The organism is Methylobacterium sp. Leaf469 (genome assembly GCF_001424745.1).
Lineage (GTDB): Bacteria > Pseudomonadota > Alphaproteobacteria > Rhizobiales > Beijerinckiaceae > Methylobacterium.
This window is the reverse complement of sequence record NZ_LMRE01000034.1, coordinates 533,016-552,560: the sequence shown is the minus strand read 5'-3', so window position 1 is coordinate 552,560 and position 19,545 is coordinate 533,016. Positions and strand designations below refer to the sequence as shown.

At 73.4% G+C, this 19,545-nt stretch carries 26 protein-coding genes; 22 read left to right on the top strand and 4 right to left on the bottom strand.

Annotated elements, in window-relative coordinates; translation table 11 throughout:
• Positions 1 to 84: 84 nt before the first annotated feature.
• Complete coding sequence (locus ASG60_RS16675) at positions 85 to 795, bottom strand: trypsin-like serine protease (protein ID WP_244476703.1); 711 nt, start codon at positions 793 to 795, stop codon at positions 85 to 87.
• Positions 796 to 860: 65 nt separating this feature from the next.
• Here ASG60_RS16675 and ASG60_RS16670 point away from each other — a divergent pair, with 65 nt between their 5' ends.
• The 10 genes from ASG60_RS16670 (at position 861) to ASG60_RS16630 (ending at position 5,962) form a co-directional block, all read left to right on the top strand.
• Entirely contained in the window at positions 861 to 1,424 is a 564-nt protein-coding gene (locus tag ASG60_RS16670) for a hypothetical protein (protein WP_056386666.1), read from the top strand.
• A gap of 14 nt (positions 1,425 to 1,438) precedes the next feature.
• A complete protein-coding gene (locus ASG60_RS16665) occupies positions 1,439 to 1,795 on the top strand; it encodes a phage head closure protein (RefSeq protein ID WP_056172844.1) in 357 nt (118 codons plus the stop codon).
• A complete protein-coding gene (locus ASG60_RS16660) occupies positions 1,792 to 2,229 on the top strand; it encodes a DUF3168 domain-containing protein (RefSeq protein WP_056266933.1) in 438 nt (145 codons plus the stop codon). The genes ASG60_RS16665 and ASG60_RS16660 overlap by 4 nt, the downstream gene beginning before the upstream one ends.
• Before the next feature lie 28 nt (positions 2,230 to 2,257).
• On the top strand, positions 2,258 to 2,665 hold the full coding sequence (locus tag ASG60_RS16655; RefSeq protein WP_056172841.1) for a phage major tail protein, TP901-1 family: 408 nt from the start codon (positions 2,258 to 2,260) through the stop codon (positions 2,663 to 2,665).
• Positions 2,666 to 2,705: 40 nt separating this feature from the next.
• The gene (locus ASG60_RS16650) at positions 2,706 to 3,032 is read left to right on the top strand and encodes a gene transfer agent family protein (protein WP_056172840.1); all 327 of its coding nucleotides are present in this window, start codon (positions 2,706 to 2,708) and stop codon (positions 3,030 to 3,032) included.
• Positions 3,029 to 3,271: a phage tail assembly chaperone gene (locus ASG60_RS22185; RefSeq protein WP_082483831.1), complete on the top strand. Its 243-nt coding sequence runs from the start codon at positions 3,029 to 3,031 to the stop codon at positions 3,269 to 3,271. Before ASG60_RS16650 ends, ASG60_RS22185 begins: the two co-directional genes overlap by 4 nt.
• Positions 3,271 to 3,849 carry a phage tail tape measure protein gene (locus ASG60_RS16645; protein ID WP_056386664.1) on the top strand — a complete coding sequence of 193 codons (579 nt, stop codon included), beginning with the start codon at positions 3,271 to 3,273 and terminating at the stop codon, positions 3,847 to 3,849. The genes ASG60_RS22185 and ASG60_RS16645 overlap by 1 nt, the downstream gene beginning before the upstream one ends.
• Before the next feature lie 111 nt (positions 3,850 to 3,960).
• Positions 3,961 to 4,596 carry a DUF2460 domain-containing protein gene (locus tag ASG60_RS16640; RefSeq protein ID WP_056386663.1) on the top strand — a complete coding sequence of 212 codons (636 nt, stop codon included), beginning with the start codon at positions 3,961 to 3,963 and terminating at the stop codon, positions 4,594 to 4,596.
• An 8-nt stretch (positions 4,597 to 4,604) separates the two neighbouring features.
• Positions 4,605 to 5,498, top strand: a complete 894-nt coding sequence (locus ASG60_RS16635) for a DUF2163 domain-containing protein (protein WP_056386662.1) — start codon at positions 4,605 to 4,607, stop codon at positions 5,496 to 5,498.
• On the top strand, positions 5,495 to 5,962 hold the full coding sequence (locus ASG60_RS16630) for an NlpC/P60 family protein (RefSeq protein ID WP_056386661.1): 468 nt from the start codon (positions 5,495 to 5,497) through the stop codon (positions 5,960 to 5,962). Before ASG60_RS16635 ends, ASG60_RS16630 begins: the two co-directional genes overlap by 4 nt.
• 28 nt (positions 5,963 to 5,990) lie before the next feature.
• Here ASG60_RS16630 and ASG60_RS16625 read toward each other — a convergent pair whose 3' ends face one another.
• Complete coding sequence (locus ASG60_RS16625) at positions 5,991 to 6,503, bottom strand: MucR family transcriptional regulator (RefSeq protein WP_056386659.1); 513 nt, start codon at positions 6,501 to 6,503, stop codon at positions 5,991 to 5,993.
• Positions 6,504 to 7,254: 751 nt separating this feature from the next.
• On the opposite strand from ASG60_RS16625, the gene ASG60_RS16620 reads away from it, so the two are divergent.
• Genes ASG60_RS16620 through ASG60_RS16610 form a run of 3 tightly spaced genes read left to right on the top strand, consistent with a single transcriptional unit; the run spans position 7,255 to position 13,199 of the window.
• Entirely contained in the window at positions 7,255 to 7,701 is a 447-nt protein-coding gene (locus ASG60_RS16620) for a DMT family transporter (protein ID WP_056386656.1), read from the top strand.
• Between the two features lie 33 nt (positions 7,702 to 7,734).
• Positions 7,735 to 11,601: a glycoside hydrolase/phage tail family protein gene (locus tag ASG60_RS16615; protein WP_056386654.1), complete on the top strand. Its 3,867-nt coding sequence runs from the start codon at positions 7,735 to 7,737 to the stop codon at positions 11,599 to 11,601.
• Positions 11,602 to 11,636: 35 nt separating this feature from the next.
• Positions 11,637 to 13,199 (top strand): DUF2793 domain-containing protein, encoded by a 1,563-nt coding sequence (locus ASG60_RS16610; RefSeq protein ID WP_056386653.1) that lies wholly within the window; start codon positions 11,637 to 11,639, stop codon positions 13,197 to 13,199.
• Positions 13,200 to 13,203: 4 nt separating this feature from the next.
• Here ASG60_RS16610 and ASG60_RS16605 read toward each other — a convergent pair whose 3' ends face one another.
• A complete protein-coding gene (locus ASG60_RS16605) occupies positions 13,204 to 13,491 on the bottom strand; it encodes a hypothetical protein (protein WP_056386651.1) in 288 nt (95 codons plus the stop codon).
• 133 nt (positions 13,492 to 13,624) lie between these two features.
• Between ASG60_RS16605 and ASG60_RS16600 the strand changes: the two genes are divergently transcribed.
• From ASG60_RS16600 to ASG60_RS16565, 8 genes are all read left to right on the top strand, one after another.
• Positions 13,625 to 14,254, top strand: a complete 630-nt coding sequence (locus tag ASG60_RS16600; RefSeq protein WP_056172814.1) for a lysozyme — start codon at positions 13,625 to 13,627, stop codon at positions 14,252 to 14,254.
• A 36-nt stretch (positions 14,255 to 14,290) separates the two neighbouring features.
• Positions 14,291 to 14,827 (top strand): hypothetical protein, encoded by a 537-nt coding sequence (locus ASG60_RS16595; RefSeq protein ID WP_056266900.1) that lies wholly within the window; start codon positions 14,291 to 14,293, stop codon positions 14,825 to 14,827.
• 45 nt (positions 14,828 to 14,872) lie between these two features.
• Positions 14,873 to 15,247 (top strand): hypothetical protein, encoded by a 375-nt coding sequence (locus tag ASG60_RS16590; protein WP_056360880.1) that lies wholly within the window; start codon positions 14,873 to 14,875, stop codon positions 15,245 to 15,247.
• 48 nt (positions 15,248 to 15,295) lie between these two features.
• Complete coding sequence (locus ASG60_RS16585) at positions 15,296 to 15,499, top strand: hypothetical protein (protein WP_056172805.1); 204 nt, start codon at positions 15,296 to 15,298, stop codon at positions 15,497 to 15,499.
• 117 nt (positions 15,500 to 15,616) lie between these two features.
• Positions 15,617 to 15,982: a PepSY domain-containing protein gene (locus ASG60_RS16580; RefSeq protein ID WP_056386648.1), complete on the top strand. Its 366-nt coding sequence runs from the start codon at positions 15,617 to 15,619 to the stop codon at positions 15,980 to 15,982.
• A 27-nt stretch (positions 15,983 to 16,009) separates the two neighbouring features.
• Positions 16,010 to 16,687 (top strand): response regulator transcription factor, encoded by a 678-nt coding sequence (locus tag ASG60_RS16575; RefSeq protein ID WP_056172801.1) that lies wholly within the window; start codon positions 16,010 to 16,012, stop codon positions 16,685 to 16,687.
• A 66-nt stretch (positions 16,688 to 16,753) separates the two neighbouring features.
• The gene (locus tag ASG60_RS16570) at positions 16,754 to 17,191 is read left to right on the top strand and encodes an antitoxin Xre/MbcA/ParS toxin-binding domain-containing protein (protein WP_056172799.1); all 438 of its coding nucleotides are present in this window, start codon (positions 16,754 to 16,756) and stop codon (positions 17,189 to 17,191) included.
• Positions 17,188 to 17,694: an RES domain-containing protein gene (locus ASG60_RS16565; RefSeq protein ID WP_056172796.1), complete on the top strand. Its 507-nt coding sequence runs from the start codon at positions 17,188 to 17,190 to the stop codon at positions 17,692 to 17,694. The genes ASG60_RS16570 and ASG60_RS16565 overlap by 4 nt, the downstream gene beginning before the upstream one ends.
• Here the strand turns inward: ASG60_RS16565 and ASG60_RS22180 are convergent.
• A complete protein-coding gene (locus ASG60_RS22180) occupies positions 17,631 to 17,972 on the bottom strand; it encodes a type II toxin-antitoxin system VapB family antitoxin (protein ID WP_082479097.1) in 342 nt (113 codons plus the stop codon). The genes ASG60_RS16565 and ASG60_RS22180 overlap by 64 nt on opposite strands.
• A 121-nt stretch (positions 17,973 to 18,093) precedes the next feature.
• Here ASG60_RS22180 and ASG60_RS16560 point away from each other — a divergent pair, with 121 nt between their 5' ends.
• Positions 18,094 to 19,515 carry a sensor histidine kinase gene (locus tag ASG60_RS16560; protein ID WP_056360872.1) on the top strand — a complete coding sequence of 474 codons (1,422 nt, stop codon included), beginning with the start codon at positions 18,094 to 18,096 and terminating at the stop codon, positions 19,513 to 19,515.
• Positions 19,516 to 19,545: the final 30 nt, after the last annotated feature.

Sequence of the window (19,545 nt, the reverse complement as noted above, 5' to 3'; positions counted from 1 at the left end):
GACGGCCATGGTGGAAACCTATCTGAACGGAATCCCTCGGCCAAGCTCTGGTTCCGCCCGCGACGCCGATCGGCCGGCGCGGGCTCACGGGCGGTCCCAGCGGGCGGCGAGGCCCCAGCCGGCCAGGGTCGCGTCGATCCAGGCGCGCTGCGGCCCGAGCAGGACCCCCTGGGAGAGGCCGCCGCAGGCCCCGCCGACCCAGGCCGCCACCGCGACGACGCCCGTATCCGCCGCGACCGGCCCACCGGAATCGCCCTGGCAGGCGCCGGCGCCCTTCGCGCCGCGCAGCCAGACGAGGATGCGGCTCGGCCCGTAGGGTTCGACCACGGGCACGCCGGCCTGCCGGTAGGTGCCGGTGCTGCGCGGATCCCCCGGCCGCGCCACGCCGTAGCCGGAGACGGTGAGGGTCTCGCCGGCGCGCGGCATCGCCGCGCTCAAGGTGGCGGGCACGAACGGCGCCGGCAGGGGCGCGGCGAGGCGCACGAGGGCGAGGTCGATGGAGCGGCGGCGCCCCGCGATGGCGCCCGCATCGTAGCCCGGATGGACCGCCTGCGCGGCGGGCTCGGCCAGCACCGGCGCCCCGGCGGCGTCCTTGTAGTGCACCCGGTGGACGAGGCGCGGCGCGAGGCAATGCCCGGCCGTGAGCACGGCGCCCGGTGCCACCACCACGCCGGTGCACACGCCCCCGTTCGAGGACAGCACCATGACGGCGTGGGACGCCGCCTCCGGAGCCGGATCGCCGCCCACCACCGCGTGCGCCGGACCCATGATCGGGGCCGGAACCGCGACGCCCATCAGCAGGGCGAGACGCCCGAGACCAGTCCGAGCCATCGGCAACACCCCGCACCTTGGAGACGACGATGACCCCGATACGCGTCGCAGGCGCCACCGTCGAGCCGGTGAGCCTTGGCGAGATGCGCGCGCATCTGCGCCTCGATTCCGACGAGGGCGGGGCCGAGGACGCCCTCCTCGCCGCCCTCGTGGCCTCCGCCCGCGCCAGCGTGGAAGCCGCGACCCGGCGAATCCTGGCGCCCGGGCGCTACCGGATCATGCTCACGGCCTGGCCCGCCTCCGGGTTCGTGCCCCTGCCGCTCAGCCCCCTGGTGGCCGTGGAGCGGGCCGGCCTCGTCGATGCCGAGGGGACGGTCACCGACCTCGCCCCCGGCCTCGTGCGCCCCGGGCCGGACCCCGTGGAGGCGCCGGGCCTCTTGGTCTCGCCCGAGGCGCCGTCGCTCCACGCCCGCGCCGCCCTCGTCGAGGTCAGCGCCGGATACGGCGGCGACGGCCCCCCGGCGCCCCCGATGCTGCTGCAGGCGATCCGGCTCCTCGCCGCCCACGGCTTCGAGCATCGCGGCGACACGGGCGCGGGCCCGCCGCCATCCGTCGCCGCCCTCGTCGCCCCCCTGCGGCGCCTGTCCCTATGATCACGGAGCCGATCATGCCCGAGTCCACGCCGCGCGTGCCCATCGGCGCGCGCCGCCGCCGCTTCACCCTCGAACGGCCCGTGGAGGAGCCCGACGGGTTCGGCGGCGTGATCCGCCGCTACGTCCCCGGCCCCCTGGTCTGGGGTGCCCTCGAATCCCTGAGCGGGCCCGAGCGGGTCCGGGGCGGGCGGGCCGATACGGCGGAGACCCACCGGGTCCGCCTCGCCTACCGCGCCGACGTCACGCCCACGATGCGGCTGTCCACCGGGCCGCGCCGCTTCGCCATCCGGGCCGCGGGCGATCCCGACGGCCGACGGCGCGAACTCGTCTGTCGGGTCGAAGAACTCGTGGCCGGGGAGCGCGCGCCGTGACGGTTCGAGACCCGGTCTCCGCGAGCCCGCTGCTCGCCCTGCGCGGGGCGCTACGCGCCTATCTGGCCGTGGACGCCCCCCTCGCCCGGCTCATGGGCGGGTCCGTGCGCCTCCACGACGAGCCGCCGCGCGGCAGCGTGCCCGTCTACGGCGTGTTCGGCGATGCCGAGATCCGCGACGAATCCGTCGACGGCGCGACGCGCCACGCCCACGGCCTCGCCCTCGTCCTCTATGCCCGGCCGGGCTCGGCCCGCTCCGGCCTCGATGCCGCCGAGCGCATGGCCGACCTCCTCGCCGACGCCCCCCTGGCGCTGCACGGCCACCACCTCGTGACCCTACGGGTCGTGCGGCTCGCCGCGACCCGCGACCCCGCCACCGGCGAGGCCCGCGCCACCCTCACCCTCCAGGCGGTCACCGAGCACCGCCCGGCCTGACCGCCTCCAATCCCACGGGAGAACCCGCATGAGCGCACAACGCGGCAAGGACCTACTCATCCGCGTGGCGAGCGGGGGCGGCTTCGTCGCCGTCGCCGGCCTGCGCGCCCGCCAGATTGCCTTCAACGCCGAGGCCGTGGACGTGACCCACGCCGAATCCGCCGGGCGCTGGCGCGAGCTGCTGTCCGGGGCAGGAATCCGCCGGGCCGCCATCGCGGGCGCCGGGGTGTTTCGCGACGAGGCCTCCGACGCCCGCCTGCGGCAGCTGTTCTTCGAGGGGACCATCGAGACGTTCCAGGTGGTGGTGCCGGCCTTCGGCACCCTGGAGGGCCCGTTCCAGATCACCAGCCTCGAATATCGCGGAGATCACGCCGGCGAGGTCACCTTCGACCTGGCCCTCGATTCCGCCGGCGCCCTCGCGTTCACGGCGGCCTGAGACCCATCAAGGTTTGAAAAAATAGGGAGGCCCGAAGATCATGGCGAACCGCAGGCGCGGCGAAATCCCCCTCGATCTCGGGGGGCAGCGCTACACCCTCTGCTTCACCCTCGGCGCCCTCGCCGAACTCGAATCGGCCCTGGGGGCCCGCGACCTCACGGGGCTGGCCGAGCGCTTCGCCGGGGGGCACCTCGCCACCCGGGACCTCATCGCCCTGCTCGGCAGCGCCCTGCGCGGGGGCGGCCACGCCCTCGACGACGCGGCCGTCGCCGCCCTGCCCCTGGCCGGCGGACTCGAACCGCTCACGGCGGCCCTCGGTGAAGCCCTCACCGCCGCCTTCGGCGAGGGCGCCTCGCCAAACCCCTGAGCCCCACGGGCGGGAGCGCGCCGGAGCCCGCCTCCGCCTTCCCGTGGGACGATGTCCTCGCGCTCGCCCTCGGGCGGCTCGGCTGGCGTCCGCGCGACCTCTGGGGCGCCACGCCGCGCGAACTCTTCGCCGCCGCCGGCCTGTCGGCCCGTGCGCCGGCAGCCGGCCGGGCCGATCTCGACCGGCTGCTCGCGGCCTATCCCGACGTCCCGTCATCCTGTGATCCTGGGAGCCCGTGATGCCAGAGAGCGAGACCGACCGCGCCCAGGCGGGCCGCGAAAAGCAGCTTCAGGTCCTCGACCGGCTGGCCAAAGGGTTCGGCCAGAGCCTGACCCAGGCCCTGGGCGGTCCCATCGGCGCCGGGCGCCAGCTCGACAGCCTGCTCGGCACCCTCACGACGAAGCTCTCGAGCCTCGCCCTCAAGGCCGCGCTGACCCCGGTCAAGGCCGGCATCACCGGCCTCGTCAAGGGCGCCCTCAACGCCAGCGTCGCCGGGGGCACCGAGGCCTTCGCCCGGGGTGGGGTGGTGGCGCAAGGGCGCGTGCGGCCGTTCGCGGCCGGCGGCATCGTCGCCGCGCCCACCTACTTTCCCATGCAGGGCGGCCTCGGCCTCATGGGCGAGGCCGGGCCCGAGGCGATCCTGCCCCTGAAGCGCGGCAGCGACGGCCGCCTTGGGGTCGCGGCCGGCGCGGAGGCCCGCGCCGCCGCCGTCACGGTGAACATCACCACCCCGGACATCGCGGGCTTTCGCCGCTCGGAGGCCCAGGTCGCCGCCGGCCTCGCCCGCGCCGTGGCCCGCGGCCGGCGGGGGTTGTGAGGCACGCGGTGATCGCGCGCCTCCCCGAGACGTCCGACTTGCCGACACGTCCGACTTGCCCAGACGTCCGACTTGCCCAGACGTCCGACTTGCCGCATCCAGGAGCCGCCCATGGGCGCCGATTTCCACGAAGTCCGCTTTCCCCTCGATGTCGCCCTGCGGGGCAGCGGCGGGCCGGGGCGGATGACCGAGATCGTCACCCTCGCGTCGGGGCGCGAGCACCGCAACAGCCGCTGGGCGGATTCGCGCCGCCGCTACGATGCCGGCCTCGGCATCCGCACCCTCGACGCCCTCCACGCCGTGCTGGCGTTCTTCGAGGAGCGGCGCGGACGCCTCTACGGGTTCCGCTACCGAGACCGGGTCGATGCCCGCTCCGGCCCGCCCTCGCGCCCGGTCTCGGCCATGGACCAGCCCCTGGGCTCCGGCGACGGGGCGACCCGCACGTTCCAGCTCGCGAAGACCTACGGCAGCGGCCCCCTGCCCTACCGGCGGGTCATCACCAAGCCCGTGGCCGAGAGCGTGATCGTGGCGGTGGCGGGCCTCGCCCTGCCGCCCGCCGCCTTCACCTGCGACGGCACGACGGGCACGGTCACCCTCGCGGCGGCCCCGCCCCCCGGGGCTCCGGTGACGGCCGGCTTCCTGTTCGACGTGCCGGTGCGCTTCGACACCGACGACCTCACCGTCGATCTCTCGGCCTTCACGGCCGGCGAGATCCCCAGGGTGCCGCTCATCGAGATCGTCCCGTAGGAGTTCCCATGCGCACCCTGCCCCCCGACCTCGCCGAACATCTCGCCGGCGGGGCCACCACCCTGTGCCATTGCTGGGCGCTCACCCGCCGCGACGGGGTGCGCTTCGGCTTCACCGACCACGACCGCGACCTCACCCTGGCGGGCATGCCCTACGCGGCCCGTTCCGGCCTGGAGGCGGCCGAGGCCAGCGCCGAACTCGGCTTCGCCGTCGGCGGCGGCGAGGTGGCGGGGGCGCTCACCGCCCTCGGGATCACCGATGCCGACATCGCCGGCGAGCTCTACGACGGGGCCGGCGTCGAGACCTGGCTGGTGGACTGGACCCACCCCGAGACGCGCCTGCTCCTCGATGTCGGGACCCTCGGCGAGGTACGCCGGGCGGGGGGCGCGTTCGTGGCCGAGCTGCGCGGCCTCATGGACCGCCTCGACGTACCCACCGGCCGGACCTTCCGCGCCACCTGTTCGGCCGAGTTGGGCGATGCCCGCTGCGGCCTCGACCGCGACCGGCCGGCGTTCCGCACCACCGGCCGGGTCATCGCCGTGCCCGAACCCGGCATCCTGCGGGTCGCCCTCGCGGCCCCGTTCGCGCCGGGCTGGTTCACGGGCGGGCGCCTCGTCTGGGCCGGCGGCGCCCAGGCCGGGCACGCGGCCGACCTCCGCACCCATGCGGGCGACGGCGCCGGGCATCGCCTCGCCCTGTGGCAGGCCCCGGCCCGCCCGGTGGACCCCGGCGACGCCTTCGCGGTCACGGCCGGCTGCGACAAGCGCTTTTCCACCTGCGGCGGCAAATTTTCCAACACCCCCAACTTCCAGGGATTTCCGCACATGCCCGGCAACGATTTCGTGGTGCGCCAGGCCCCCGGCTCCGGCCCCGGCCTCGACGGCGGCAGCCTGTTCCGATGAGCCCGCAGGACCGGATCGTGTCGGTTGCGCGCGCCTGGATCGGCACGCCCTACCGGCACCAAGCCTCGGTGCGGCACGTCGGCTGCGACTGCCTCGGCCTCGTGCGCGGGGTCTGGCGCGACTGCTTCGGCCCCGAGCCCGAGGCCGCCCCGCCCTATGCCGCCTCCTGGGCGGAATCGGCGCCCCCCGGCACCGACCCGCTGGCGGAGGCCGCGGCCCGCCACCTCGTCCCGGTGCCGCCCGCCGAGGCGCGAGCCGGCGACGTCCTTCTATTCTCCTTCCGCGCCCACCTGCCGGCCCGCCACTGCGCCATCGTGACCGGGCAAGGCACGATGATCCACGCCCATGACGGCGCCGCCGTCACCGAGGTCGTCCTGACCCGCTGGTGGCGGCGGCATTGCACGCACGCGTTCCAGTTTCCGGAGGGCGCGGCCCGAAGCCGCCAGGAGGGGGCGCCCGGCTGATGCCGTGGCGGCCCGCCCGGGGCTCACATCACCTGGCAGATACCCGGGCGGCCGGCTCCGATCCGGTCTTGCGCCCGGCCGGTCTCGGGGCAGGGGTCCGCTCCTGCCTCGGCCGCGCATGCCTCTCCTTCGTGCCGAAGCCGTTGGCGATCGCCAGGGCGGAGCGGTTCGCCGCGTAGGACGGGGCGACCATCGGGTAATCCGGCGGCAGGCCGAAGCGCGCCCGGTAGGTGTCCGGGTCCAGCCCATGCTTGGTGAGGTGGCGCTTCAAGGTCTTGTAGGACTTGCCGTCGAGGAAGCTGATGAGGCCGCCGGGCAGGACAGACTTCCTGACCTGGGACGGCTTGAGCTTCTCGACCTTTTCCTCGCGCGCAGCCTCCGATGCGCCCTCCGCCGTCAGATCCGTCAGGGCACCGGACACGGCCCGGATCAGGATCGGCAGATCGGCCGCCGGAACCGAGTTGTTCGACAGATAAGCGCCGATGATCTTCCGGGTCAGATCCAGGCGATCGGCGGTTTCGGGTGAGCTGTGTTCAGTCATTTCGATGATCCAGAGAACATGATCAATCAGGGGCAGGCTTCGACTTGATCCGGCCAAGCCGTGCTCGGGCCACCCGATCCCCCCGACCCGATGTCTGCTCGAAGGGAGGCAAATCAGACGGCGAAGATTCTCTTCGACATTCGCTCGAAAAGATGTCGCGCCGTTTGTCGTGTCGGATCAGGTGATGTCTCGTTGTACGAAGCCGATATGCGTCTCAGATGAACCCGATTTCGATCACTGATCTCATCGCCAAGATCGAAAACCATTCCTCATTTCATACCCAGAACGACACGTTGCCGGCTGAAATGGGAAACAATCGATCCGTTCATCTGCCGTTATCCTAACACAAACTTCGCCGGACTTTTGCTCGAAGGCGCGGATTGTTTTGACTATCCGGACTTTCGAATGATCTCGAACCCCCGAACGATTGCGTACAGTACTATCCAGGGTGTCATTCCGGCGATAAGACGCCCTTTGACTGTGGCGCGGGGCGATCAACGACAGATTTCGCCAATCGACATCACCACGATTGATGATCGACCGAGTGATGGCGAGAGCGAGGCCGCCGCTTCGCAGCGTTTCCGACGAGGGGATCGGGCCCGGCAAGTGGGACGCCAGCGCCCCGGCGCATCCTGAGCCAAGGCATCCTGCGCCAAGGCGTTCGACAGCATGCCATTTGACGGCATGGCGCCGCGATGGTTGTCAAGGCGGGCCGCGCCGAGGGAGCCGGCGGGTCCCGCGAGGCACGGAAATGGTCACCGCCCTGCTCGCCCCGATCCTCGCCGCCCTGGCGGGGGCGGGCCTCGTGATCCAGCAAGCCCTGAACGCGCAGCTGCGCGGGGGCCTGAACTCCGCCGCCTGGGCGGGCTTCGTCAGCTACGCCGTCGGGCTCGCCTGCATGGGCGCGCTGGCCCTGGCGCTGCGCGATCCCCTGCCCGCCTGGGCCACGGCCTCGCGCGTGCCGTGGTGGGCCTGGAGCGGCGGGGCCTTCGGCGCGGTGTTCATCGGCCTCGGCATCGTCCTCGTGCCGGTGCTCGGGACCGGAACGTTCATGGCGCTCCTCGTCGCCGGGCAGATGCTCGCCTCCGTGGCCGTCGACCATTTCGGCTGGCTGGGCCTGGCCCAGCGCCCCATCGACGGCCCGCGCCTCGTCGGCGTCGCCCTGCTCATCGGCGGGGCGATCCTGATCCGGCGCTGAGGCGCCCGAACCCCGAACATCCCGGAGCCCGCCATGGCCACGCTGATCCTGCAAACCGCCGGAGCGGCGGCCGGAACGGCGCTGGGCGGTCCCATCGGGGGGATCGTCGGTTCGGCGCTGGGCGCGGCGGCGGGGTCGGGGATCGACGGGGCGCTGTTCGGCGGTTCGGGGCCGCGGGTCGTCGAGGGGCCGCGCCTCACGGAGGTGGCGGGCCTGACCTCGACGGAGGGCGATCCGATCCCCCGGCTCTACGGCCGCGCCCGCCTCGGCGGCACCCTGATCTGGGCGACACGCCCCCTGGAGGTCGCCAACACCCGCGTCGAGCGGGCGGGCGCGAGCGCCAAGGGCGGCGGCGGCGCCAGGACCGTGCGCACGGCCTACGCCTACTCCGTCGACCTCGCCATCGGCCTGTGCGAGGGCACCGTCGCCCAGGTGCGCCGAATCTGGGCCGACGGGCGCGAACTCGACCTTACCAGCCTGACGTACCGCCTCCACCGGGGCGAGGCCGACCAGGCGCCGGACCCGCTCATCGTCGCGAAGGAAGGCGCAGCCCCGGCCTATCGGGGGCTCGCCTACCTCGTGTTCGAGCACCTCGACCTCGCCGAATTCGGCAACCGGGTGCCGCAATTCGCCTTCGAGGTGGTGCGGCCCGTCGAGGGGCTCGCCGACCGGGTGCGGGCCGTGTGCCTGATTCCCGGCTCGACGGAGTTCGGCCTCGACCCCACCCCCGTCACCGAGGAGGCCGGCTACGGCACGAGCCGGCCCGCCAACCGCTTCCAGCTCCAGGGCGTCACCGACGTGGTCGCGTCCCTCGACGCCCTCCAAGCCCTGTGCCCGAACCTCGCCAAGGTGTCCGTGGTCGCGAGCTGGTTCGGCGACGACCTGCGGGCCGGGCATTGCACGGTGGCGCCGAAGGTCGACAATTCCACCAAGGCGACCACGGGCGACACCTGGCGCGTCGCCGGCCTGACCCGGGCGGGCGCCGGCCGCGTTTCGACGACGCCCGACGGCCACCCGGCCTATGGCGGCACCCCGTCCGATGCCGGCCTCGGCCGCCTCGTGGCGGACCTCCACGGGCGGGGTCTGGGCGTCGTGCTCTACCCGTTCCTGATGATGGACGTGGCGCAGGACAACACCCTGCCCGATCCGCGCGATCCGTCCGCGCCGGGTCAGCCGCCCTATCCCTGGCGCGGCCGCATCACCTGCGATCCCGCCCCCGGTCTCCCGGGCAGCCCGGACGGCACGGCGGCGGCGGCGGCCCAGGTCGCGGCGTTCTTCGCGCAGTACCGCAGCCTCGTCCTGCACTATGCGGATCTCGCCGCCGGCTGGGGGGTGCCGCTGTCCGGCTTCGTCGTCGGCAGCGAATGCGTCGGCCTGACCCGCGTGCGGGGCGCGAACGACACCTACCCCGCCGTGGCGGGCTTCCTCGCCCTCGCCCGCGCGGTGCGCGACCGCCTCGGGCCCGGCGTTCCCCTCGTCTACGCCGCCGACTGGACCGAGTACGGCGCCCATGTGCGCGACGGCGGCGACACCGTGCGGTTCCCCCTCGATGCCCTGTTCGCCGATCCGGCGATCCACGCGGTCGGAATCGATTACTATCCGCCCAACACCGACTGGCGCGACGGGCCGGACCACGCCGACCTCGCGGAGGCCGATTCGATCTACGACCGGGATTACCTCGCGGCGCGCCTCGGGACGGGCGAGGCGTTCGACTGGTTCTATTCGGATGCGGACGCCCGCGCCGCCCAGATCCGCACGCCGATCACCGACGGCGCGCACGGCAAGCCGTGGGTGTTCCGCGCCAAGGACCTCGTCGGCTGGTGGTCGAACCCGCATTGGGAGCGCGACGGCGGCGTCGAGACCCGGACGACCGCCTGGGTGCCGGGGGCCAAGCCGATCTGGCTCACCGAGATCGGCGTGCCCGCCGTGGACAAGGGCACCAACGGCCCCAACGTGTTCCCCGACCCGAAATCCGCCGAGAACGCGTCGCCGCCCTTCTCCCACGGCACCCGGGACGACCTCATCCAGGCGCGCGGCCTCACCGCCATCCTGGAGCGGTTCGACGCGGACGCCCCCGGCTTCGACCCGGCCCACAACCCGGTCTCGGCCGTCTATGGCGGCCCGATGGTGCCGCCGGATTCCGTCTTCGTCTGGTGCTGGGACGCACGGCCCTACCCGGCGTTCCCGGATTTCGACACCGTCTGGGCCGATGCCGGCAACTGGTCCGTGGGCCATTGGATCACCGGGCGCATCGAGGGCCTCGAACTCGACCGGCTGATCTCCGCGATCCTCGACGATTGCGGCGTCGACGTGCCGGCCCGGATCGCGTGCGCGGCGCAGCTCGACGGCTACGTCGTCGACCGGCCGCTCTCGGCCCGCGCTGCCCTGGAGCCCCTGGCCCGGCTGTACGGCCTCGACGTGTCGGCCGTCGCCGGCGTTTTGCGCATCCGCGCCCCACGCCGCGAAGCCCCCCTGACGATGCCGGCCGGCGACCTCGTGGCCGCCTCGGACCAGGCGCCCCTGGCCCTGGTGCGGGCCGAGGAATCCGAGTTGCCCCGGTCCCTGGAGGTCACGGTGACCGATTCCGAGGGGGGCGCCTATCGCCGGATCACCGCCGCCGCCTCGCGCCCCACGGGTGCCCGGCGGCGCGAGGTCCGGTTCGAGGCCGCCGTGGTGACGCGCCGGGCCGAGGCCGAGGCCCTGGCGGAGGCCATGCTCGACGCCGACCTCGCCGCCCGCGACACCGCTGGGTTCACGGTGAGCCCGCGCCGGATCGATTGGGAACCCGGCGACCTCCTCGCCCTGCCCGGCGAGGCGGCGCCGCACCGCATCGTCCGCATCGCCGACGGCCCGGCCGGGCGCCGGATCGAGACCCGCGCCGTGCCCCGCCACGGCCGGACGGCGCGGGGGGGCGAGCGCCCGGAGGCGGCCCCGCGCCGGGCTCCGCCGGCGCTCGCCGGACCGCCCTTCGCGGCGATCCTCGACCTGCCCCTCGATGAGGGCACCCCGACACCGTTGCAGGTCCTCGCCGTGCGGGCCGAGCCGTGGCCCGGCGAGATCGCCGTGTGGCGGGGCGAGGCGGACGGGCCCCTGGCCCTGCACGCCCTCGTCGATTACCCGGCCTGCCTCGGCGAGACCCTGACGGCGCTGGCGCCCGGCCCGCTCTGGCGCTTCGACCGGGCGATCCGCCTCGACGTTCGCCTCGGGGCGGCGGGGGGCCTCGCCTCCGTCCCGGAAGCCGCCGTTCTGGCCGGGGCCAACCGGTTCGCCCTGGTCGGCCCGGACGGCGTCGTCGAGATCGTCGCGGCGGCGGGCGTGACCCTCACGGGGCCGGGCACCTACCGCCTCACCCGCCTCCTGCGGGGCCTGGGCGGCAGCGAGGCGGAGGCCGCCCGTACCCTCGCCCCCGGCAGTCTGATCGTCCGACTCGACGAGGCCCTGGTACCCCTCGTCACCCGCCTCGACGCCGTCGGACGGCCGTTCCGCTACCGCATAGGCCCGGCCGTCCGGGACCCGGCCGACCCGCTCTTCGTCGCCCGCACCGCCACCGCCGGGCTCACCGCCCACCGGCCCCTCGCGCCCGTCCACCTGCGGGCGCGGCGCATCCCGGAGGGTCTTCGCCTGACCTGGACCCGCCGGGTCCGGCGCGACGGCGATGCCTGGGAGCCGGCCGACGTGCCGCCCGATCCCATGGTTCAGGGCTACCGGATCGATATTCACGCTGCCGACAAGACCGTCCTGCGCAGCCTCGCGGCCACGGACCCGTCGGTCCTCTACGCCGACGAGGCGGCCGATTTTGGCACGCCCCAGACGAGCCTCGACGTCGGCGTGGTTCCACTCGGCACCCTCACGGGGCCGGGGCCGGCCCTGCGCGCACGGGTGCCGATCCGCACGGCGTGACGCCCCTTACTCCGACACCCGACAGGAGGCCGCCCATGGCGCAGACCACCCCGCACCTCGCCCTGCCGCTGCTGGCGGCGGGACAGGCCGGCAAGCACGTCACCCACAACGAGGCGCTGCTCGCCCTCGATGCCCTCGTGCACCTCGCCTGCCGCGACAGGGATCTGTCGGCGCCACCCACCGACCCGGCGGAGGGCGACCGCTACCTCGTGACGGCGCCGCAACCGAGCGGGGCCTGGGCCGGCCTGTCCGGCCAGATCGCGGCGTTCGGAGACGGGGTCTGGACGGGCCTCGTCCCCCGCACCGGCTGGCTCGCCTACGTGGCCGACGAGGACGCGTTCTACCGCTTCGACGGGACGGGCTGGCGCCGCCTCCTCGACGGCCTGCGGGCTTTGAGCGGCCTCGCCGCCCTCGGCCTCGGCACGGAAGCGGACGCCGCGAACCCGTTCGCCGCCAAGCTGGATCGGGCCCTGTGGACCGCCCGCGATCCCGCCGAGGGCGGCAGCGGCAGCCTCGCGCTGGTGCTCAACAAGGCGACGGAGGCCAACGCCGTGGCCCTGCTGTTCCAGGATGCCTATGCGGACCGGGCCGAACTCGGTCTGCTGGGCGAGGACGCGGTCAGCCTGAAGGTCTCGCCCGACGGGACCGCGTGGCACGGTGCATGGCGGGCCGATCCGGCGACGGGCCATCTCGGCCTCGGGGCCCTGGCCGGCCCGGGCACCCCGGCGCCCCGCGCGCCCTTGCATGTGGCGCGGGAGGGAGCCGGCCCCGGCTTGTGCCTCGATGCCTACGGCGCCGGTCCGGTGGGAAGCGTCATCGAGACCTGCATCGGCCGGGGCAGCCGGCAGGCCCCCCTGCCGATCCGCGCCGGGGATTGCCTCTTCGGACTCGTGGGCGGCGGGTTCTTCGCGGGCGGCGTCGCGGAGGGGCGGCTCTGCCTCCGGGGGGTCGCCGAGGAGGATTTCTCCGCCGGGGCCCAGGGGACCGCGATCGCCATCGAGACCACGAATCTCGGCACCACCGTCCCGCGTCCCGTCGTGAAGGTGCGGGCGAACGGCGCCTTCGAACTCGTGGCCCGTGCCGGCATTCCGAATGTCGGCACGGCGCCGGGGCAGATCGTGTTCGACAGCACCCTGGGGGCCTTCCGGGGCTGCACCGGCGCCGTGTGGTCGCGGCTGTCCAACCTCGCGCGCTTTCGCGCCACGATGAGCTTCGACAACTACATCGGGGCCGGCGCCTGGACGCGCATCGGTTTCAACACCGGCGACCTCAACGATCAGGGGCTCTTCCAGGCCGCCACCGGCGCCTTCGTCGCGCCCGAGGCGGGCGTCTACGCCCTCTCGGCCGGTCTCGCATTCCGGCGCAACGGCACCAATGCACCCGCCTCCCTGCAGGGCCGCTTCCACCGAAACGGCACGGCCGTCGCCGGTACCCGCCGGGGCGCCGCTGCGCCCGTCGACGGCGTCTCGACGGTTGGCCTCGGCGTCACCCTGGCGCTCGCGGCCGGGGATACGATCACGGTCCACGCCCTGTTCACGGGCGCGGATGGCTACGTTGCCGCCTCCGACAGCGACTTCTCCGGTTTCGGCCTCGCGTGAGCGCTCAGTACGGGTACCCGTAATACGGCGCCGACCGGCGACGTTCATCGCCGTAGACGGGGCGCCCGTAACCGCGCGGCGCCGCTGCGGCACCCGGTCCGTAATAGCGGGGCGGCCGGTAGTTGCCGTTGTTCACGCCGGCCGAACGATCGTTGCCGCTCTCCGTGGCGAAGGGCGTCAGCCCGCTGCCGCTGCTGCTGTTCTGGGCCGAGGCCCCGCCCGCCCCCGCCAGGAGAAGACCGGCGGCGAGGCCGCCGGCGGCACAGCGGGCGACGATCCGTGCTCGCGTCATGATCGCATTCCTCGCATCCGGCCACCGCGCGGGCCTGGCCTCATCTCCCGAACGAACCGCCGGACGCGCGCTTCCGTTCCGCGCGTCCCGCTCCCTTCCTACCCCAGATCCCTTCCTGACCCAGGAGTATTCCATGGATCTCAGCCCCATCGGCAAGGCCGTGCTCGTCGCCCGCGAGGGTCGGCGGCTGCATGCCTACCGCGATTCCGTCGGCATCTGGACCATCGGCATCGGCCACACCAGCGCGGCCGGTCCGCCCCTCGTCACCCCCGGCCTCGCGTTGACCCCGGCGGAATGCGACGCGGTGTTCGACCGCGACGTCGTCCGCTTCGTGGCGGCCGTGCGGGCGGCGGTGCCCGCCCCCCTACCGCAGCACGCCTTCGACGCCCTCGTCTCCCTGTGCTTCAACATCGGCCCGGCGGCGCTCGGGCGCTCCACCCTGGTGCGGCGCCTGAACGCCGGCGACGCGGAGGGCGCGGCCCAGGCGATGATGCTGTGGGACCGGCCCGCCGCGCTCATCCCGCGCCGGGGCGCCGAGCAGGACCAGTTCCGCACACCCTACGCCGTCGCCCTGCCCCGCGCCCGGCGGAACGACGCGGCGCCCATCGCGGTGCCGGACGGGACCGCACCCGCCCGGCCGGTCGCGCGCCGCACGGTGCCGCGCAGTCCGGGCGCGCCGCCGGCCGTGCCCCTGCCGCCCGAAGCTGCGCCGACTTGGCTCGCCCGAATCCGCGCCGCCCTCGGCGGCCGGTCCGGCGCCTGACGCACGCACCCCTCACGCCCCCCGGAGACCCGAGCCATGCTCCACCCGATCCCGCGGCCGTCCCGCGCCACCCTCGGTCTCGCCCTGATGCCGGCCCTGACCGTGATGCCGATTCTACCCTGCGCCGCCGCCGGCCTCGACGCCGCGAGCGTGATCGTCCCCTGGGGCGACGCCGCCGCGGCGGTTGCCCAGACGGTCACCGGCCTCCTGCTGCCCCTTGCGGTCACCGCCGCGACGGCCGCCCTGGCGCGCCTCGCCGGCCCCTTGCGCGCCCTCGTCACCGCCACCCTGGTGGAGCGCCTGGTCCGCAACGTCGGCGACTACGCCGTCAACGCCGTGGCGGGCGCCGTGCGGGGACGGACGCTGAGCGTGCCCCTGGGCTCGGCCGTCATCGCTCGGGCGGTGCAGCGCGGCCTCGACGAGGCGCCGGCCTGGCTCGTGCGCGCGGCCGGCGGGCGCGAGGGCTTGGCCGAGAAGGTGTTCCGCAGCCTGCCGCTCGCGGAGGACGCCACCATCGCCAACACCCTGCGGCCGGCCGTGGAGGCCGCGCGGACGGGACGCCCGGCGCCCTGACACAGCCGGGAAACGCGGGGGCAGGCTCCGCCGAGGAGATCCGCGATGGAGAAGATCGCCCTCGAGGCCGCCCGCCTGCTGTTCTCCCACGACGGCGCGGGGTGGATCGTCGCCGTGCTGCTGGGGCTGGCCTGCCTCCACCTCCACCGCGAGACCGTGCGCGCCCAGGAAGCCCGCATCGGCGACACGGGCGCCACCGCCACCGCCCTGGAGCGGGCCTCGCACACCAACGCGGCCGTGGCCGCCGCCCTGGAGAGCCGGACCCGGGTGCTCGAGGACCTCACGCGCCTGGTGAGCGAGATGGCCCGGGGCGCCGAGCGCGGCGAGGAGCGCGCCCGAGACAAGCTCGACGACATCGCGCGCCGCCTCGACGAGGTCGTGCGCCGCCTCGGCGAGGGACGCCCGCCACTCCGCCCCTGAACGCGCCCGTACGCCCGAACGCCCGTACGCCCGAACGAAGGTCAGCCAATGTCCCGCTTCCCCCTCACCGTCGATCCCGCCCGAAGCCGGGCGGCAGGGGCGCGCCTCGGCGCGGCCCGGCGCCGTTTCGATCTCTCCGCCATCGCCCTGCGCAAGGCCGCCCTCGATCACGTCGACGGCGAGATGCTCGTCAGCGTCGCCCTACGGGCGAGCCTGGCGCGCCTCGCCACGCCGCCCGGCCCGGCATCCTGAGGCGTCGCCCCCCGCCGCCGGGGGCGTCGCCCCCGGCCGGGTGGAACCGAACCGCACCGGTTGCGCTTGCACCGGCATTCACGGCGCATTCAGTGCCCCCTCCCTATCCCGTGGTTCATGCGCATCTTTCTCGCCCTGCTGCTGATCGGCCTCGCCGTCGCGGGTTTCGCGACGGGCTCGATCGGCACGCAGGCCGAGGAGACCACGGGGGCCGCCATCGTGGCGCCGGTTCGGGTGACGCCGCGCCCCGACACCTGCCTCAACGCGGCCGACCTGCGCGAGGCCGTGGCCGACAAGCGCGTGATCGAGCCCGTGGCCGCCATCCGGGCCGCCCGCAAGGTGATCCCGCGGGCCGAGATCCAGCGCGCCCGCCTGTGCCGGCACGAGGAAACCCTGGTCTACCTGCTCACGGCCTTGCGCCGGGACGGGCAGTTCGTCCACGTCATGGTCGATGCCACCACGGGCGAGATCAGCGGCCCCTGAACCAGCGAATTAGAGGAGTGCGGGACCGTGCGTCTGCTCGTCGTCGAGGATGACCGGGACATCAACCGGCAGGTGGTCAACGCCCTGGAGGAGGCCGGCTACGTCGCCGACAAGGCGTTCGACGGCGAGGAGGGCGGCTACCTCGGCGAGAGCGAACCCTACGACGCCATCATCCTCGACATGGGCCTGCCCAAGGCCGACGGGGTCAGCGTTCTCCAGAAATGGCGGCGGGCCGGCATCAAGACGCCCGTCATCATCCTGACCGCCCGCGACCGCTGGTCGGACAAGGTCGACGGCTTCGACGCCGGCGCCGACGACTACGTGACGAAGCCGTTCCACATGGAGGAGCTGCTGGCCCGGGTGCGCGCCCTCCTCCGGCGCGCCGCCGGCCATGCCACGAGCCAGATCGCCTGCGGCCCCGTGGTCCTCGACACCCGCTCGGGGCGGGTGTTCGTCGACGGCAACCCCGTCAAGCTCACGAGCCACGAGTACCGGCTGCTGTCCTACCTCATGCACCACACCGGCCGGGTGGTCTCGCGCGCCGAACTCACCGAGCACCTCTACGACCAGGATTTCGACCGCGACTCCAACACCATCGAGGTGTTCGTCGGGCGCCTGCGCAAGAAACTCGCCGTGGACCTGATCCAGACCGTGCGGGGCCTGGGGTATCTCGTAGACCCGACGCAGCCGCCGCCGCGGGTGTGAGAAGCGACGGCTTGCGCTCGGCTCATATGAGCCTCATATCTGTCTCAGATGAGACAGGAGCATAGCATGGCCAGTGGAGCAGCCGTCGCCGACGTTCTCGGCGTCGAACGACCGCGTTCCGGCGAGACCACGGAAGCGGCCGTCATCGCCCAGGTCGTCGCGGGCTTGCCGATTGCGTCGGTTGATCGATTGGCGGCCGCCGTCGCGCCCGACGACCGCGCCTTCGCATTCAACCTCGTCGCGCGCGCTACCCTCAACCGACGCCGTGCCGAAACGAGAGGCAAGCTGACCGCCCAGGAAGGCGCGAAGGTGGTACGCCTCGCGAGAGTGTGGGCGATGGCGCGCGATGTCTGGAAGACGGACGCCGCCGCCCGCGACTTCCTGCACCGGGCTCATGCCCTTCTCGAGAACCGCCCGCCCCTCGATATTGTCCTCGAATCCGAGTTCGGTGGGCCGCGGGTGGAGGCTGTTCTCGGCCAGCTCAAGTATGGCTCCGCGGCGTGAAAGGGCAGACCCTCGTCCAGGCGCGGAAAGCCTATCGGATCGGAGATCCCGATGGGGATTACAGGATCTTCGACGCGACGGGCTCGCGCCTCTTCCCGGGCCGCTGGAATACGCCCGCGAGCCCGATGATCTACGCGGCGGCCGATTACGCGACCTCCATGCTCGAAAAGCTCGTGCACGGCAGTGGCCAGCTCCCGCCGAACCAGCACTACGTCGAGATCCTGCTGTCGGCCGGCCTCTCGTACGAAATGCTGGCGCAACCTGCGGTGCCGGGTTGGGATCATCCGGATTGCATCGCGTCCAAGGCCTTCGGCGAGGCCTGGCACAGGTCACGCCGGTCGCTGCTGCTGTTCGTCCCGAGCGTGGTCGCACGGGTCAGCCACAACATTCTCATCAACCCGGAGCATCCTGATTTTTCCAAGATCACCGTGGGGGACCATCAACCGTGCTGGTGGGATAACCGTCTGTTTGCCGCGGCGTCCGCGTCCAGTCCGGTGCTGTAACCGCGACGGATCGTGTTTGCATCGTCCGGGAACACAGTGAGCCGTCCCCCACCGAGACCGTCGTAGAACGCCTTGTCGGCAACGAGACCCGTCGGAGGAGAGGCCGCGATCCCCTCCCGAATCGGCCGGATTCGCTCCCATAAGCTCTGCGTCTGGTCCGCGCGCCGCGATTCGTTGCCGACAGCGAGCTTGATCGCCTCATCGGAAGAAATGCCCCTGCGCGCCGCCAGGGTCTGGACCAGCCGCTCCGTCTCGGGATCTTGGATATCGAGGCTCATCGTCGAATCTCCGTTCGGATGATGTACAGACGGAACGCGTCACCTTTCAGCCGTCGCGCGGCCCCGGACCACGACGACGAGACCCGCATGAGCCGCGCCGCCGCATGATCTCCTCCCCCGCATGAGCCCGTTTCCCGCTTGGCTTCCCCTGCGCCGGCGCTCCATCGCCGTGCGGCTCGCCACATCCGCCCTGCTGGCGAGTTCGGCGATCCTGCTCATCGCCGCCGGCATCCTCACGACCCTGTACCGCGAGAACACCGAACGGGCCTTCGACAGTCGGCTGCTGGTCTACGCCAACAACCTCGCCACGGATCTCGTCTCGCCCAACGATCCCGAGAGCCGCTCCTTCACCTTGAGCGATCCGCGCTTCGACCTGCCCCTGTCGGGCTGGTACTGGCAGATCGGGCGCCCCGATGCGAAGCCCCGGGACCTGCGCACCTCGCGCTCCCTCGTCGGCGTGCCGCTCAAGGCCGCCAGCACGCCCGACACCACCGCCGGCGTCGGCCAGATCCGTCAGGGCTACGGCCGGGCGCAGGACGAACGCCCCCTGCGGGTCATCGAGCGCGACGTCGATCTCGGCGAGGAGGGCCGCTACACCGTGCGCGTCGCCGGCCCGGCCGACGAGATCGCCAACGATGTCGGGCGCTTCCGCTTCTCCCTGATGGTGACCTTCGGGCTGCTGGGCCTGTCCCTGGCCCTGACCACCCTGCTTCAGATCCGCTTCGGCCTCGCCCCGCTGGCCAAGCTCCGCAACGCGCTCGGCGCCATCCGCCGGGGCGAGTCCGACCGGATCACCGGCGAGTACCCGCGCGACATCGCGCCGCTCGCCGGCGAGGTGAACCTGCTCATCGAGACCAACCGCGAGATCCTGGAACGTGCCCGCACCCAGGTCGGCAACCTCGCCCACGCCCTGAAGACGCCGCTCTCGATCATCGTCAACGAGGTCGGCGCGGCCGACGCCCCCGGCGACCTCTCGGCCAAGATCCGCGAGCAGGCCGCCGTGATGCGCGATCAGGTGAACTACCACCTCGACCGGGCGCGGGCCGCGGCCCTCGCCGGCACCCTCGGCACCTCCACGGAGGTCGAGCCGGCGCTCGCCGGGCTGGTGCGCACCTTCGGCAAGATCTACCGCGACAAGGACATCGCCTACGCGGTCCACGTGCCGCCCGGCCTGCGCTTTCGCGGCGAGCGCCAGGATTTCGAGGAGATGATCGGCAACCTCGTCGACAACGCCTCGAAATGGGCCGCCGGCCGGGTCTCGATCCGGGCCGAAGCGGTGGCGCAGGACGATTATCCCCACCTGATGGTGTCCATCGAGGATGACGGGCCGGGCCTCGCCCCCGAGGACCGCGACGCCGTCCTCGGGCGCGGCCGGCGCCTCGACGAGACCAAGCCGGGCTCGGGCCTCGGGCTCTCCATCGTGGCCGATCTCGCCACCCTCTATCGCGGCCGGCTCCGCCTGGAGGCGGCGAGCCTCGGGGGCCTGCGCGCGGTGATCGAGGTGCCGGGCGACGCGCCGGCCGGGGCCGCGCCGCACGCCTGACGGGAATTCCTTGGGGTCACACGGTTTGCC

What these genes read in the sequence shown, in the direction of transcription:
- ASG60_RS16645 (WP_056386664.1), top strand. Translation starts at nt 3,271, where the DNA reads ATGCCAGAGAGCGAGACCGACCGCGCCCAGGCGGGCCGCGAAAAGCAG.
- ASG60_RS16610 (WP_056386653.1), top strand. Translation starts at nt 11,637, where the DNA reads ATGGCGCAGACCACCCCGCACCTCGCCCTGCCGCTGCTGGCGGCGGGA.
- ASG60_RS16625 (WP_056386659.1), bottom strand. Translation starts at nt 6,503, where the DNA reads ATGACTGAACACAGCTCACCCGAAACCGCCGATCGCCTGGATCTGACC.
- ASG60_RS16600 (WP_056172814.1), top strand. Translation starts at nt 13,625, where the DNA reads ATGGATCTCAGCCCCATCGGCAAGGCCGTGCTCGTCGCCCGCGAGGGT.
- ASG60_RS16580 (WP_056386648.1), top strand. Translation starts at nt 15,617, where the DNA reads ATGCGCATCTTTCTCGCCCTGCTGCTGATCGGCCTCGCCGTCGCGGGT.
- ASG60_RS16630 (WP_056386661.1), top strand. Translation starts at nt 5,495, where the DNA reads ATGAGCCCGCAGGACCGGATCGTGTCGGTTGCGCGCGCCTGGATCGGC.
- ASG60_RS16635 (WP_056386662.1), top strand. Translation starts at nt 4,605, where the DNA reads ATGCGCACCCTGCCCCCCGACCTCGCCGAACATCTCGCCGGCGGGGCC.
- ASG60_RS16640 (WP_056386663.1), top strand. Translation starts at nt 3,961, where the DNA reads ATGGGCGCCGATTTCCACGAAGTCCGCTTTCCCCTCGATGTCGCCCTG.
- ASG60_RS16560 (WP_056360872.1), top strand. Translation starts at nt 18,094, where the DNA reads ATGAGCCCGTTTCCCGCTTGGCTTCCCCTGCGCCGGCGCTCCATCGCC.
- ASG60_RS16615 (WP_056386654.1), top strand. Translation starts at nt 7,735, where the DNA reads ATGGCCACGCTGATCCTGCAAACCGCCGGAGCGGCGGCCGGAACGGCG.
- ASG60_RS16675 (WP_244476703.1), bottom strand. Translation starts at nt 795, where the DNA reads ATGGGCGTCGCGGTTCCGGCCCCGATCATGGGTCCGGCGCACGCGGTG.
- ASG60_RS16595 (WP_056266900.1), top strand. Translation starts at nt 14,291, where the DNA reads ATGCTCCACCCGATCCCGCGGCCGTCCCGCGCCACCCTCGGTCTCGCC.
- ASG60_RS16655 (WP_056172841.1), top strand. Translation starts at nt 2,258, where the DNA reads ATGAGCGCACAACGCGGCAAGGACCTACTCATCCGCGTGGCGAGCGGG.
- ASG60_RS16585 (WP_056172805.1), top strand. Translation starts at nt 15,296, where the DNA reads ATGTCCCGCTTCCCCCTCACCGTCGATCCCGCCCGAAGCCGGGCGGCA.
- ASG60_RS16665 (WP_056172844.1), top strand. Translation starts at nt 1,439, where the DNA reads ATGCCCGAGTCCACGCCGCGCGTGCCCATCGGCGCGCGCCGCCGCCGC.
- ASG60_RS16590 (WP_056360880.1), top strand. Translation starts at nt 14,873, where the DNA reads ATGGAGAAGATCGCCCTCGAGGCCGCCCGCCTGCTGTTCTCCCACGAC.
- ASG60_RS16670 (WP_056386666.1), top strand. Translation starts at nt 861, where the DNA reads ATGACCCCGATACGCGTCGCAGGCGCCACCGTCGAGCCGGTGAGCCTT.
- ASG60_RS22180 (WP_082479097.1), bottom strand. Translation starts at nt 17,972, where the DNA reads ATGAGCCTCGATATCCAAGATCCCGAGACGGAGCGGCTGGTCCAGACC.
- ASG60_RS16570 (WP_056172799.1), top strand. Translation starts at nt 16,754, where the DNA reads ATGGCCAGTGGAGCAGCCGTCGCCGACGTTCTCGGCGTCGAACGACCG.
- ASG60_RS16650 (WP_056172840.1), top strand. Translation starts at nt 2,706, where the DNA reads ATGGCGAACCGCAGGCGCGGCGAAATCCCCCTCGATCTCGGGGGGCAG.
- ASG60_RS16605 (WP_056386651.1), bottom strand. Translation starts at nt 13,491, where the DNA reads ATGACGCGAGCACGGATCGTCGCCCGCTGTGCCGCCGGCGGCCTCGCC.
- ASG60_RS16620 (WP_056386656.1), top strand. Translation starts at nt 7,255, where the DNA reads ATGGTCACCGCCCTGCTCGCCCCGATCCTCGCCGCCCTGGCGGGGGCG.